At 54.8% G+C, this 14,306-nt stretch carries 11 protein-coding genes and 3 tRNA genes; 3 read left to right on the top strand and 11 right to left on the bottom strand.

The annotated features are described in order from the left end of the window. Positions 1 to 90: 90 nt before the first annotated feature. From WKJ04_RS12730 to WKJ04_RS12740, 3 genes are all read right to left on the bottom strand, one after another. On the bottom strand, positions 91 to 600 hold the full coding sequence (locus WKJ04_RS12730) for a hypothetical protein (protein ID WP_337880749.1): 510 nt from the start codon (positions 598 to 600) through the stop codon (positions 91 to 93). A 3-nt stretch (positions 601 to 603) separates the two neighbouring features. Next, a complete protein-coding gene (locus WKJ04_RS12735) occupies positions 604 to 2,736 on the bottom strand; it encodes a TonB-dependent receptor (protein WP_337880750.1) in 2,133 nt (710 codons plus the stop codon). Between the two features lie 138 nt (positions 2,737 to 2,874). After that, positions 2,875 to 4,422 (bottom strand): oligopeptide:H+ symporter, encoded by a 1,548-nt coding sequence (locus tag WKJ04_RS12740; protein WP_337880751.1) that lies wholly within the window; start codon positions 4,420 to 4,422, stop codon positions 2,875 to 2,877. A 251-nt stretch (positions 4,423 to 4,673) separates the two neighbouring features. Between WKJ04_RS12740 and WKJ04_RS12745 the strand changes: the two genes are divergently transcribed. The 3 genes from WKJ04_RS12745 (at position 4,674) to WKJ04_RS12755 (ending at position 4,957) form a co-directional block, all read left to right on the top strand. Then, positions 4,674 to 4,750 (top strand) — tRNA-Met (locus WKJ04_RS12745). A gap of 19 nt (positions 4,751 to 4,769) precedes the next feature. Further along, positions 4,770 to 4,854 (top strand) — tRNA-Leu (locus tag WKJ04_RS12750). Positions 4,855 to 4,882: 28 nt separating this feature from the next. Beyond that, positions 4,883 to 4,957 (top strand) — tRNA-Gln (locus WKJ04_RS12755). A 93-nt stretch (positions 4,958 to 5,050) separates the two neighbouring features. On the opposite strand, the gene WKJ04_RS12760 is transcribed toward WKJ04_RS12755, so the two are convergent. From WKJ04_RS12760 to WKJ04_RS12795, 8 genes are all read right to left on the bottom strand, one after another. Further along, positions 5,051 to 6,559 carry a glycoside hydrolase family 43 protein gene (locus WKJ04_RS12760; protein ID WP_337880752.1) on the bottom strand — a complete coding sequence of 503 codons (1,509 nt, stop codon included), beginning with the start codon at positions 6,557 to 6,559 and terminating at the stop codon, positions 5,051 to 5,053. 181 nt (positions 6,560 to 6,740) lie between these two features. Then, entirely contained in the window at positions 6,741 to 7,739 is a 999-nt protein-coding gene (locus WKJ04_RS12765; protein WP_337880753.1) for a family 43 glycosylhydrolase, read from the bottom strand. Beyond that, entirely contained in the window at positions 7,732 to 8,670 is a 939-nt protein-coding gene (locus WKJ04_RS12770) for an SMP-30/gluconolactonase/LRE family protein (protein ID WP_337880754.1), read from the bottom strand. Before WKJ04_RS12770 ends, WKJ04_RS12765 begins: the two co-directional genes overlap by 8 nt. Then, positions 8,663 to 9,619 carry a galactofuranose ABC transporter, permease protein YjfF gene (gene yjfF, locus WKJ04_RS12775; RefSeq protein ID WP_337880755.1) on the bottom strand — a complete coding sequence of 319 codons (957 nt, stop codon included), beginning with the start codon at positions 9,617 to 9,619 and terminating at the stop codon, positions 8,663 to 8,665. The genes WKJ04_RS12770 and yjfF overlap by 8 nt, the downstream gene beginning before the upstream one ends. After that, a complete protein-coding gene (locus tag WKJ04_RS12780) occupies positions 9,619 to 10,683 on the bottom strand; it encodes an ABC transporter permease (RefSeq protein ID WP_337880756.1) in 1,065 nt (354 codons plus the stop codon). Before WKJ04_RS12780 ends, yjfF begins: the two co-directional genes overlap by 1 nt. Before the next feature lie 17 nt (positions 10,684 to 10,700). Next, positions 10,701 to 12,239: a sugar ABC transporter ATP-binding protein gene (locus WKJ04_RS12785; protein ID WP_337880757.1), complete on the bottom strand. Its 1,539-nt coding sequence runs from the start codon at positions 12,237 to 12,239 to the stop codon at positions 10,701 to 10,703. 10 nt (positions 12,240 to 12,249) lie between these two features. Beyond that, positions 12,250 to 13,191, bottom strand: a complete 942-nt coding sequence (locus tag WKJ04_RS12790) for an ABC transporter substrate-binding protein (RefSeq protein WP_337880758.1) — start codon at positions 13,189 to 13,191, stop codon at positions 12,250 to 12,252. Positions 13,192 to 13,261: 70 nt separating this feature from the next. Further along, entirely contained in the window at positions 13,262 to 14,305 is a 1,044-nt protein-coding gene (locus tag WKJ04_RS12795) for an aldose epimerase family protein (protein ID WP_337880759.1), read from the bottom strand. Position 14,306: the final 1 nt, after the last annotated feature.

Raw genomic sequence — 14,306 nt, forward strand, 5'->3', positions numbered from 1 at the left:
TCATCTGTCGTTTAACAACTATAACCAAGCGTCTGAAAAATTTAGAAAATATTTCGATCTATACCGGCAGGGCCAGCCAGGGGGCGCTGATCACTGGCATTCAGGTGCCAGCAGTCCATGCTTTAACCGACGCAGTTTGTTGTCATCCAACATGCCGCGATGTTTGACCAGCAAGCGGCCTTCCTGATCAAGAATTAAATTGGTTGGCACCGCGTCCACACCGTCAATAGCGCGCAAAAAGGCGGCCGTCACGGCAAAGGCAGGCAGGCTGGTTTGTAACTGGCGGATCTCCTGACGTAATTCGTCTTTGGAGCCCTGCACACCAATAAGGGCCAATTGCACTGACGGGCATTGCTGCTGCAGCTGTTGCATCAGTCGGGCCTGTTGTTTACAAAAACGGCAATCCGGACCGAACAGTAACAATAAAGCCGCCCGCCCGCTGCTTGCAGCGGCCTGGTTCAGCCGGGGCAACTTTTGATACTGCAATACAGCCGCCTGGCTGTTATCCGCCCTGGCGTCTGCTGCGCTGAGCGGCGCTGCACACCAGAGCGGCATTAACAACACGGCACAACGCCATAGTGATCCCAGCGGGCGGCTCATTGTTTAAAAGGTCCAACGGGCACCGGCATACACACTGCGGCCCTGCAACTGACCGAAGATATAAGCCACGTCATAGCCACCTGAGCTGTCAAACATCAAAGGCGAACTGTGTTTGCGGGTTTGGGTGATATTCAGCAGGTTAGTGCCCCCTATATACAGCTGTACGTCCGGTTGCAGCTGCCACTGAATTTTGCTGTCGAGCTGACCATAAGCAGGCGCCCGCTGTGGTTTAAGCAACAACGCGGCCTGGTCGTCATAACCTTGATAACTGTATCGGGTTAAATCGCGGCTGCCAAACCAGACCCAGGCCAGATGCACTTCCAGTTGGTCTGTGTGGTAATCAAAATCCAGCGAGGCCCGGCGTTCCACCGGTGCTATGGCATAACTCTGGCGGAAGTTGTCATCGTAACTGAAGTACTCCGCGGTCGCACTGAAACGCAGCTGCTCTGTCAGTGGCAGGCTGAACACCAGATCGGTGGTTTGCACCCTGGCTTTGTCGTCCAGCTGGCTCAGTACAGGCGTGCCATCGTCTGTTTCTTCCAGACTGGCCAGGTGCTTCACTGAAGTGTAGGCATGTGACAAGGTTGCGTTTATACCATCACTTTCATAACTTAAGGCGTAGTTGGCTGACACAGACTGCTCCAGCTCTGTCACCCCAATCTGAAAACCTTTTTCTGCATCCAGAATGCCGTGTTCACTTTCGAAAAAAGACAAAGGCGCACGATACCCACGGCCTGCCGACCAACGTGAAGTCCAGTTTTCATTATGGTAATAACGGATATCCAGCCGCGGTGCCAGCACCTGCTGGTCAATTTCAGTGCCTGGTTTTTTCGGGTCGGTAAAATCGGCCTCTACCTGGTCGTAACGCAGTGCCAGGGCTAAATCCAATACATCACTGGGCTGCCAGTACAGCTGGCTGTAGAAGCCCTGGGTTTGGTAATCAAAGCTGTCGGACACAAAAGCAGGTACGGCTGACAAGGCGTCCGTGTCAGAGCGCATCTGTTCATCACGCAGATCCAGGCCATAGGTCATTTGGATCTGGTCATTCACCTGCTGGTCAAACTGCAGGCGACCGTACACCATGTCGTTGTTGGCTGCATAGTCAATGCCTTCGTAAAAGGAATCCTGCTGATGTTTGGCGTAACTGACCGCCGCCTCCATCGACCAGTCCGGGTTCAGCTCATGCAACCATTTGTTATAGGCCTCGCTGCGTTCGGTTTTGACCCACTCTGTGGTTTCCCAGGCCTTGCCTATGTAACGGCCTCTGATGGTACCGCCTTCAAACAATTGCTCAGAAGGCTCTGCGTCATACCCATCCAAAGCGGCGCTGATGGACTGGGTGGTGCGGCCAAGCACTGGGCCGCCGAACACTTCGGAACTGACAGTACTGACACGAAATACGGTGTTGGTGTGTTCAGACAGATCATGGCTTAAACGCGCGGTCAGGCTGTTATTACGCAAATAAGGGGTTTCTGACACGCCATTGTCGTCTTCATCATACTGATCGCGGCTGTCATGCTGGCCTGTGAAAGTCCAGCCGGTCGCGTCGTCGTCACTGATGCCGGAATGGTGCAACTGCACTGTGCGTAAGTCTTTGCTGCCAAAAGAGGCGTCCAGCATGGTGCTGTCTTCCAATGCCTCTTTACTGACCAGGTTCACAGTGCCACCAATAGCCTCAGGTGCCAATAAAGAAGCCCCAGCCCCCCGGGCGACATCAATCCGATCTAAACCGGCAGTGGCCACTGCATCGAGGGCATAAAAGCCGGAGAGCATGGTAAAGACCGGCAAACCGTCAACCAGAATAGTGGTGTGTTCACCCCGCATGCCGTTCAGCATCACCCGCTTGGCGCCACACATTGAACACTCATTCGACACCCGTACACCGGGTTCATCCTGCAAGGCGGTGGTCAGGTTAAAGGCGTTTTTATCTTGCAGAAAACTGGCATCCAGACTTTCGGTCTTCAGCAGCACATCCTGCAAACGCCCCTGCTGCGATAAACGCCCCCGTACCCCGCTGACCGAAATACGCTCCACCTGTGCTTCAGCGGTGGTTCCTGCGGCTGCAACGCCTGTAGTTTCAGCGGCGGCCACAGCAGTGCTGATACTTAATGCCATCAGGCTCAGAACAAACTTCAACAGCGAGCTCCTTTGAGGGAAATTCAGACATCAAAAAATGCTACATTATCACAAATAAATTCAACCAGCAGTGGCTGGTTCAGCGGCAGGAAATATGGGACCAATGCAGCAGTTACGGTGATTGGCCCCACCCACCCTTTATGCCGAAGCGGAGCGGTAGTTATCCAACATGGTGTAGCTGCGGGCATACAAGGCAAACACTGCGGCAGCAACCAATGCAAAACCGGCGAAGAAGAACATCAAAAATGCGGTTTGTGACAAGCCTGTGGCCGCCACATGCGACAGCACCGTTTCGCTGCGGATGCTGTTATTGGCTAAAAGCACCCACAAGTTACCGACTGTGACCGACAGCTGCCAGAAGCTGGTAATGGTGCCTTTCATTGCGGCCGGAGCCTGGCTGTAAGCAAATTCCAGGCCTGTGGCCGACACCAGTACTTCCCCAAAGGTCAGTAAGGCATAAGGCAATACCTGCCAGACAATGGACATCACGGTGCCGCCATCCATCATCAGCTGCACAGAACCAATCACAATCCAGGCAAGACCAGCAAAGGCAATACCGGCGCCCATCCGGCGCAGTGCGGTAATTTTAAGGCCAGCGCGCTGCAGCAGTGGGAATAACAGCAGGTGGTTAAAAGGGATCAGCAACATCACCAACAAGGGGTTCAGCGCCTGCATCATTGCAGGTTCAAACCAGTCCGGTTTACTCATCTCATTGGCCTGCAAAATCCAGGTAGAGGCTTTTTGGTCAAACAAGGACCAGAAGGGGGTAACCAGCGCAAACAGGATCAGAATACGCAAAACAGAGCGCACACCATCGACCGCGGCATCCGGGTGCATACCACGGGCCCGTTCCAGCTGCAGCGCTGCACCAGCGCCACCAAATCCCATCAGCAGCACTAAAGCCAGACAGAAAGCCGCCACAAAACCCAAAGCGGGCGTCTGACTTAAACTAAATAACGCCAGGGCAAGACCCACCAGCGCCAGATACAAACCAGGATTGGCCTGCCCCTGCTGTTTCGCCGTGAGTGCCGTCTTCACCACTTTCAAGAAGCTGTGTGGGTCTTTTGGTTCTGGTGCCACATGCACATACTTCTTGCGTCCCAGCCAGAAGAAGAAAGTCGCCAACGCCATCAATAACCCCGGAATGCCGAAGGCCACGGCAGGGCCAAAATACTTCAGCGTCAGCGGCATGAGTAAGGAAGCGAAGAAGGAGCCAAAGTTGATGGTGAAGTAAAAAATATCAAAGGCCTTTTGTGCCAGCTGTTTATTGCTTTGATCAAACTGGTCGCCCATAAAAGCCGACACCAGCGGTTTAATGCCACCGGACCCTAACGCAATTAAAAACAGGCCGGTGTAAAACCCTTCTTTACTGTGTTCAAACAGCGCCAGAAACAAATGGCCAATCACATAAACAATGCTCAGGTACAAAATAGTACGGTATTTGCCCAATAACCGGTCGGCCAGCCAGCCGCCCAATAAAGGAAAGAAGTAGACCCCAATCACAAAGGAGTGAAACACATCTTTGGCTTCGCCGGCCCGCAGGTGCTCGGGTACAGACAACAGCAGAGCAGTCATTAAAAATGGCGTCAGAATATTACGCATGCCATAAAAGCTGAACCGCTCACAGGCCTCATTGGCGATAATAAAAGGGATGGAACGCGGCCAGCGCGCTGTCGTGGTACTCATGGACTCGTCTCGTTTTGGCGCCGGTCAGGCGTCTTGGTTTTTATTTTTACTGCACCGGATGCTATAAGAAAAATGCCAATTCGCCAAAAGTTAAGCGCTCAATCCAGCTATTTTTGCTTGCAACGGCAGCAACATGGGCAGAAAATCAGCAAACGAGCCGTTCGGCACGGATTGAGGCAAAAAAACGGTTGACGCAAAAAAACCGCATGAGCATAATACGCGCCACTTGCTTAGGACGACTAAGACAATGTGGCTACATAGCTCAGCTGGTTAGAGCACAGCACTCATAATGCTGGGGTCGCAGGTTCGATTCCCGCTGTAGCCACCACTTTACTTTTCTCATGCATGCGGAAGTGGCGAAATTGGTAGACGCACTGGATTTAGGTTCCAGCGCCGCGAGGCGTAAGAGTTCGAGTCTCTTCTTCCGCACCAAGCAAGTAAGATTTCTGCAGTTTGCTGCAGGGGTGTAGCCAAGCGGTAAGGCAGCGGGTTTTGATCCCGCCATTCTGGGGTTCGAATCCCTGCACCCCTGCCATCATTAAGAACCCAGCCTTTGGCTGGGTTTTTTCTTTGTATTTTCCGAAAAAAATGACCGGGGCGCAGCTGATTGCGCCCGGACTTGAGAGGGTTAAGGGTTTTTCACTGCCCACAGACTGCGGCCCTGATCAGACAATACCGAGAAGGTCACAGCCCAGTTGGTGCGGCCCTGGTGCCATTGCTTCGACAGCACCCCATCAAAGTCTCCAGCGCCATCCAAAACCAATTTAATTTGTTGATTTGCACTCATGGTCCAGCTACCCGTCTGAGCACCACTGACCTTGCCATCTGCACTCAAGGTGATGGTGCTGGCAGTTTTTACCGTGGCAGAAATATCTTTGCCGTGATCGATCAACTGATAAGTTCCGGCCACCGCACTGCTGGCGACACTGCTGTCTGCTGGAGGCGCATACCGCAGCGGGGCCACCACGGGCCAGCCTTCAGAGTTGATAAACATCTGATGTACCCGCACTTCGTGCTGCTCACCCCGGCCAGGGAAACGGCTGTGAAAAATCAGGAAGTACTGTTTTTTCTCGGCGTCATACCAGGCGGAGTTATGGCCAGGCGACACATAACCAGGCGCCGCTGCCTTAGCGGCCAGAGCAGTAAACTGATGATTACCCATCAGTTTTTCAGCATAAGGCGCAATACTGGCGTCATCAAACAAGGTTTTTGCCGGGTCGGATTTCACCGACGCCATATCATTGCCGAGTGCATCAAAATAGGGCCCTTCCGGATTGCTGGAGCGAGCAACGCGGATATTGTAGCCCCCGGCCGCATCCAGTCCGCCAAAGGAGACAAAGAGGTAGTAGTAATCGGTGTCCGGACTGTACAGCACATAACCGCCTTCTATCCGGCTGTGATTTCCCCCCATCAGATGCGTGCCGTACCCTTGCTCCGGCAGCGGTAAGCCTGAGGTTTTGTCCAGCTCCAGAATAAACAGGCCCCCGGAATAAGAGCCATACAGCATCCAGAGCCGGCCGTTTTTATCGAAAAACACATCCGGGTCGACCACATTGGGGTGCTTTTGCGCGTCATAGACAGTGCCATCCGGGCTGGCTTCGCCCCACATACCGGATTTCAGCAAAATCTGTTTGTTTTTATAAGGCCCTTCCACTGAATCGGCCACTGCCACACCGAGTGCCGAGCGCGGCGAATCGCCTTTGCAGGCGTTGTAGTACATATAAAACTTGCCGTCCGCCAGTTGAATCACATCGGTCGCCCACAAGGTGGTGGCTTCTGCCCAATCAAAGGTTTCTTTTAATTCAGTCAGCACCTTGCTGATCAGCGGGTTCGTATTGTTGACGCCGTCAGCCACTTTGGTCCATTTCATCAGATCCGAGGATTTCGCGGCCGCCAGGTGGGAGCCAAAAATATAAAACTCAGAGCCGACTTTCAGCACTGACGGGTCATGCACCGACACTTCAGTAAAGCCGGGTGCATCTGTCGGTGCTGTCGGAGTTGTTGGTGTGGTGGGTGTCGTTGGGGTTCCGCTGCCGCCGCCCGTGGTGGGTGTGGTCGAGCCACCTCCACCGCCACCACAGCCGATAATCAGGCAGGCGCTGACCGCCAGCACCAAAGGTTGGAATTTCATTTTCATACTATCCCCTGTCGTTTTCAAAGACGCGGCCGCTATGCTGCAGCCTGCAATTAAAGTCAGGGTAAGTATTAGATCAACTTATTTGTATTACAATACTATTTTAATAAAAATAAACAAAAGGGGTCAGGTCTTGAATTTTGCGTTTCAATGCAAAATTCAAGACCTGACCCCAAAACGAAGCTCACCAACGGTCCGGTAACTGCTGACCAAACTGCAATTCGCCGTTTGCGGAAATGGGTAACTGGCGCAGCCGGGTGTGGCGATTGCCATCAGCCAGTGGGTTGCCTTGAATGTCTTTGTAATTGCGGGCGTGGTAAAGCATCAGCCAGTGCTGACCACTTTCATCCAACACAAAGCTGTTATGACCTGGGCCAAAACGTTGCAGTTGCTCATTGCTGTAAAACACCGGTTGCGCCGCTTTGTGCCAGTGGCTCGGGTCGAGCAGGTCGGCATCAGCTGACGCCGTTAACAGGCCCATGGCATAGTTGTGGTCGGTAGCACTGGCCGAATAGCTGATATACACCTTGCCATGGCTTTGCAGCACAGCCGGGCCCTCATTCACTTTGTAGCCAATGCGCTCCCAGTCCAGCACGGGTTCAGTCAGCAGCACAGGGGCTGTGGCCAGTTCAATCGGGCTTTTGAGCCGCGCTATCCAGAGCGCGCTGTTGTAGCTTTTTAATTTATCCTGCTGCGCCCACACCAGATAGTGTTGGCCATTGTGCTCAAAATGGGTGGCGTCCAGATTAAAACTATCCCAGGGCAATTGCAGTGGCCCCAGCTCCCGCCACTCGCCTTGCAGTGGGCTGGCGGAGGTATTTTTCAGTACATAGGTGCGAATATGAAAAGGCTTGTCCACCTCGCCAGCAGCAAAGTAAATATACCAAGCCCCATCGATCCGGTGCAGCTCAGGTGCCCAGATATTCAGGCTCATAGGCCCTTTGGCTTTTTTCCGCCACACCACCTGCGGTATCGCCTGCGCCAGACCCAAGACTGAGCTGGCATGGCGCAGCTCAATACGGTCAAATTCTGGCACTGAGGCGGTGAAATAATAAGAATCGCCAGACTCACGGTACACCCAGGGGTCGGCCCGGTTGAGGATCAGCACTGGTGCATCGGCAGCTTGGGCTAAAACACTGCCAAACATCAACACGGCAATCAGCCCTGCAAACAACTTAGGCATTGGCAGCCTCCTCAACCTGGGCCATTAGCTTCTGCCAATGCAGTGACTGCAATGCCGATTCAGGCAAGCCTTTGCTCTGGCTCTGGTACACCAGCAACGCGCCAGCCAGCGGCTCTGCAGCGCGCTGCTCTGCACTGAAGCCGACATGAGCTGTAGTGACAAAAATAAGGTCCAGCTCAGGCCCACCAAAAGCCAGGCAAGTTGGCTGCGACACCGGTAAGGAGTGGAGCTCCATCAGTTCGCCACTTGCATGGTAGCGCGCCAGAGCGCCGCCACCCCAAAGTGCGACCCAGAGGTTGCCTTGTGCGTCTATCACTGCGCCATCCGGCTCACCTTGTGGCACTTGAGCAAAGAGTTCGCCATCTGTCACAGCCCCTGAGGCAGCGTCAAAACCATAACGGCGTATCTGGCCGGTCGGCGAATCACCGTGATATATAAAGCGGCTGTCCGGGCTCCAGCATAAGGCATTGGGAATCGCCAGATCCGTCACGACCGCCTTTGCGCCTTCTGCGGTTAAACAATACAAAGTACCGCGCTGGCCCTGATCCTGCTCTACCATAGTACCGGCCCAAAACCGCCCCTGCCTGTCGACGCGGCCATCATTCATTCGGTTGTCTGGCAGCGTAAGCTCTGGCCTCGCCAGCCAGCGCCGCGCTTTGGTCACAGGGTGATACAAGGCAAAACCACTGGCAAAAGCCACCAGCAGCGGAAACTCCGCAGCCAGGCTGTCGTTTTCTGGCAGGTGAGCGAAACAGCTGATGCGCTCGTCCAGCTCAAATTTCTGCAGTTGCTGTGACGGCCAGCCCAGCTGATACAAGGCTTTGCCATGAATATCTGTCCACCACAGGCTCTGGCTGAGCGGATGCCAGACCACGCCTTCACCCAGCAGATTATCCAGTTGAAAGCTGGCGATTAACTTCAGCTCAGCCATGTGTTTTGCCCCGCTGTAATACTTTTTGTAATGCAATAAAACCAAACAGCAGCAGGCCAATGACAATTTTGCTCCACCAGCTGCTTAAGCTGCCATCAAAGGTGATGTAGGTTTGGATCAGCCCCATCAGCAGCACGCCAAGCACTGTGCCCAGCACAAAACCGACGCCGCCACTTAATAAAGTACCGCCAATCACCACAGCGGCAATGGCGTCCAGCTCAGTGCCCACTGCCGCCAGCGCATACCCCGAATAGGTGTACAGGCTTAACAGCAAACCTGCTGTTGCCGCCAATAAACTGGACAAGGCGTAAAGCTGGATAGTGGTACGGGCCACCGGCACCCCCATTAACGCGGCCGATTGCGCATTGCCACCCAGTGCATAAATGCGGCCACCAAAGCGGCTTTTATGCGCCAGCAGCGCCACCAGCAACACCAGCAGTAACGCCAGCAAGGAACTAGCCCCTAACCAGCCGCCATCGGGCAGGCTCAGGCCAAATTCAGACAGCTGATCATAAAAAGGATGCTCAATCGCCACCGACTCTTCACTAAGCAAGGTCGCCACACCACGGGCCAGAAACATGCCCGCCAGCGTGACAATAAAAGGCTGCAGCTGGTAATAGTGGATAAGTGCGCCCATGCCTGCACCGAACAAGGCAGCACAGGGCAAAATCAGCGCAAAAGCCAGCAGCGGGTGCCAGCCAAGTGACCCTATCAGCAAAGCAGCGGCCACACCGGATAGCGCTATCACAGAGCCGACCGACAAATCGATACCACCGGATAAAATCACCAGCGTCATGCCAAGGGCTGTCACCAGTAAAAAGGCATTGTCGCTGATAAGGTTGGTCAGCACGGCCAGGCTGGCAAAGCCATCAAACTGTGCGGCTCCTACCGCAAACAACAGCAGCAACAGTACAGAGCTGACATACAAAGGCAAATAACGGGAGGTCATCACAAGGCTCCTTTGGCTTTGAAGCGGCCAGTCAGGGCACGGAGCTGAGCGCGGAATAAAGGCGATTGCAGCAACAGCACCACCAAAATCACCAGGGCTTTGATCAACAAGTTAAATTTGGCCGGCAAGCCACTGACAATAATGGTGGTACTCAGGCATTGAATAATCACAGCGCCGAGTACCGAAAGCGGCAAACTAAAGCGGCCGCCGGTCAGCGCCGCGCCACCGATCACGACGGCCAGAATGGCATCCAGCTCCAGCCATAAACCGGCGTTATTGGCGTCTGAGCCCTGAATATCGGCGGTGGCCACTACACCGGCCACAGCAGCGCAGGCCCCGGCCAGCAGGTAGACCATCAGTTTGATTTGCCGATCCGGCAGGCCCATATAACGGCTGGCTTTGCTGTTGCAGCCCACGGCTTCAATAAAAAGCCCCAAGGCGGTTTTGCGGGTCAGCCCCTGCAGCACCACTAACATCAGCAACACTAACCAGACAGGCAGGGGCAGACCCAACCAGTCGCCTGTGCCCAACGCAGCAAAATCCGGGTTCTGAAAGGTGACAATCTGGCCCTGGTTCAACAGCTGCGCCACACCGCGCCCGGCCACCATCAGCAGCAAGGTAGCCACTATCGGCTGAATGCCCAGATACGCCACCAGCACGCCATTCAGTGCACCACACAGCAGACCCGTCGCCAGCGCAGCCAGCAACACCAGCGGCAAAGACCAACCGCTGGCCAGCAACAAGTTGGCACAGACAGCACCACAAATCGCCATCACAGCACCGACCGATAAATCAATGCCGCCTGTGGCAATCACCAGGCTCATCCCAAGCGCCAGCAGCGCCACAGGAGCGGCCCGGTTCACAATATCAATCAAAGGCCCATAGAGCCGGCCATCCTGCCACTGCAGGCTAAAAAACGCCGGGTCTATCACTAAGTTCACCAACAACAGCAAGCCCAGGGCTGCGACTGGCCACAACCACTGTTGCCAGCTTCGGGTCGAGTGGCCTTTGCTGTAACGGGCCGCTTTGGCAGCATCCAGCGGCGGCGTTTTGGTTTCATTCATGGGGCATTCTCCACTGCTCATGCCTGCGCTCCCTGCCCAACTGGCGACGTCCGCGCCGACGGTGCTATACCGGCAATAGCCGCCATAATGGCGTCGGGCCGGATTTGCTCAGCCGTCAGCTCTGCGACTTTTTGCCGGTCACGCAGCACCACCACCTTATGGGCAAAAGCCACCAGTTCTTCCAGCTCGGACGAGGTCACCAGCAACGACATGCCTTGTTCGCACAACTCATGAATTAACTGCAGAATTTCAGCGTGGGCACCTATATCAATGCCTCGGGTGGGTTCGTCCAATAACAACAGCTCAGGTTGCACCGCCAACCAACGCGCCAGAATGACTTTTTGCTGATTACCGCCACTCAGCTGGCCTATCGGCTTGTCGGCGTCCGGCGTGGCAATCTGCAGTTTGTCGATATACAGCTGTGCGAGCTGTTGCGCTTTGTGTTTACTGATAGGGCGCCACCAGCCTTGTTTAGCCTGCAGCGCCAGCTGAATATTTTCCCGAATCGACAAAAGCGCAATAATACCTTCGGTTTTGCGGTCTTCCGGGCACAACGCAATGCCTGCGGCGATCGCATCGGCAGGTTGCTTCAGACTGAGAGGCTGTCCTTTCCAGCGAATTTGGCCTTGCTGCAGTGGGTCTAGCCCAAACAATAAACGGCAGACTTCGGTGCGGCCCGAGCCAAGCAGCCCCGCCAGCCCTACCGCCTGACCTTTAGGTAAATCCAGATCCAGCTGCTGTACTGAAGCGGCAGCACAGGCTTGTTGGGTTTGTAGCAACGGCATACCTAAACTGGCTTTTTCTTTGGCGGCACAAGGCTGATGCGGCACCAGCTCACGCCCCAGCATAGCGGCAATTAAGTCTGCCCGTGGCAGGTCTGCCGTCAGGAACTCCCCCACCAGCGAACCATTACGCAGTACTGTAATGCGCTCACAGAGCCGGTAGACCTGCTCAAGAAAGTGGGTAATAAACACAATAGCCACCCCCTGCTGTTTCAACTGCTCCAACAGACTGAACAGTTGCTGCACTTCACCGGCATCCAGACTGGCGGTGGGCTCATCCAGCACCAGTACCCGAGCCTTTTGCGCCACACCACGGGCTATCGCCACCAGTTGCTGCACAGCCATCGAGTAGCAGGCCAGTGGTTTCGTCACATCAATATCAAGCGCAAAACTTTGCAGCAAATCACGCGCCTGCGCGGCCATTTGTGTGTGGTCTATCAGGCCCCAGCGTTTGGGTTCTGCCCCTAAATACAGGTTATGGGCCACCGACAAATTCGGCAATAAATTCACTTCCTGGTACACAGTGGCGATCCCTGCCTGCTGTGCATCCAGAGGAGTGGCAAATTTGCAGCTGTGCCCCTCAAACTGCAGAGTACCGCTGTCCGGCCGATACACCCCTGTCATCACTTTTACCAGCGTGGATTTACCGGCGCCATTTTCGCCCAGCAGTGCATGGGCTTCCCCGGCAAAGAGCCGCAGGCCAGCACCCTGCAGTGCTTTGACACCGGGAAAACTTTTGCAGATAGCGGTGAGTTCCAGCAGAGGCTGACTCATTGCAGCCTCCTTAGTTTAACCGGCGTTTTTCGTATTCCGCAGCTGCAGTGTCCTGGGTAAACAGGCCACCAGTGGTGCGGATAAGCTTAGGAATGGCTTTGTCGCCGTCCAGCACTTTGCTCACCACATCAAAAGCCGGGCCGCCCAGATGCGGGTTCAGCTCGACTGTGGCATTGGCGTCGCCATCGGCCATGGCTTTAAAATAATCCGGCACGCCGTCCACCGACACCACCCACATATCTTTGCCTGGCGCCAGGCCCGCTTCTTTAATGGCCTGAATAGCGCCGAGCGCCATTTCATCGTTATGGGCCCACAAGGCACAAATGCCTTTGCCGCCGTTTTCCGCTTTCAGTAAGGACTCCATCACTTCTTTGCCTTTGGCACGGGTAAATTCCGCAGTCTGGCTGCGCACAATTTTTGACTGAGGGTACTGCGCCAACACTTCGTTAAAGCCTTTGGCGCGGTCAATAGCCGCCGTGGCCCCAACAGTGCCCTGCAATTCAATGATGCTGCACTGGCCTTTGCTTTGCTGCATCAGCCAGCGCGCCGCGATGCGGCCCTCTTCGGTAAAATCGGAGGCAATACGGGTGACATACAAGGAGTCGTCGTTCAGCGCCACATTGCGGTCAAGAATAATCACCGGAATACGCGCCCGCTTGGCTTCACGCAGCACTGGCATCCAACCGGTCTCCACCACAGGAGCGAGCAAAATAGCGTCCACCCGCTGTGCGATAAAGCTTCTGACCGCTTTAATCTGGTTTTCTTGTTTTTGCTGGGCGTCGGCAAACTTCAGCTCAATGCCCCGCTTGGCGGCTTCGGCTTTGACCGATTCAGAAAACTGGGTACGCCAGCCACTTTCAGAGCCCACCTGAGCAAAACCCACAGTGGTAGCCCATGCCGTGGCGGAACAGACAGACAGCGCCAGAGCGCTCAGTACGAGTTTAAAATTCATCACAGTCTCCCCTGTTAAAACCGGCGCCTGTAAGTCTGATTATGGCGGCGCCGGTGCGATGTTAAATTGTTTAGCTGTAACCCAAACGGAACCTCGTCAGATGCCGGTAGGTCTCGCCTTTGCGCAGCAGCAAAGACGGAAAGTCCGGCTGGTTCGGCGCGTCCGGGTAGCCATGAGGTTCCAGGCATAAGGCGGCGTATTGCCGGATCAGCTGGCCATTCTGGCCTGGCAACCTGCTGTCAAGAAAGTTTCCGCTGTAAAACTGAATCCCCGGCTGGTCGGTAAACAACTGCAAGGTTCGCCCCGATTGCGGGTCTCGCAAAATAGCGGCAGGTAATTCGGCACTGCGCCCTTGGTTCAGCACAAAATAATGATCGTAACCACCAGGCACTAAACCAATGTCCTGCCCTATGGTTTTGCTGATACGAAAATCCATCACGTCGCTAACGGCACGAACCTCACCTGTCGGCAACTGGTCGCTGTCGAGCGCCAGATAATGCGAAGCCGAGAGCCAGAGTTGCTGAGTTAACACTGTACTCTGCGCTGCACCGGACAAATTCCAGTAGGCATGATTGGTCAGGCTCAGAGGTGTGTCGGCCGAACTGACAGCGCTGAAACTCAGCTGCACTTCACTCGCCAGCACTTTGTACTGCACCACAACATCCACAGCACCAGGATAGCCCTGGTCGCCGTCCGGGCTATGCAGGCGGTAGTCCACCAGCACCGCATCCGGAAGCTCTGTGGTCTGGCATGACCAAAAGCGCGAGCCAAAGCCATCGGGCCCGCCATGCAATTGTTTTTCGCCTTCATTGGCCTGCAATTCGACCCAGCCTGTTTCTGCCGGATAACGCGCCTGGCGGATCCTGTTGGCGACCCGGCCAATACAGACAGCAAAAAAATACGGGTTGCGGGCAAACTCCGCCGGGTTTTGGTAGTTCTGCAGCAACTCAACTTTGCTGTTGCCATCAAATGACGGCATTTGCGCCGACCAAAAACCTGCACCGAGATTAGAGAAACCAAAACGGTAACCGGCCGGCGTGTCCACCCAAGCCAGCTCCAGTGGCTGCTTCAGCGCAGCCACCTGCAAAGTTTCAGTCTGCAGTACAAAGCTCATG

It is taken from the genome of Rheinheimera sp., from assembly GCF_037442345.1.
Taxonomy (GTDB): Bacteria; Pseudomonadota; Gammaproteobacteria; order Enterobacterales; family Alteromonadaceae; genus Pararheinheimera.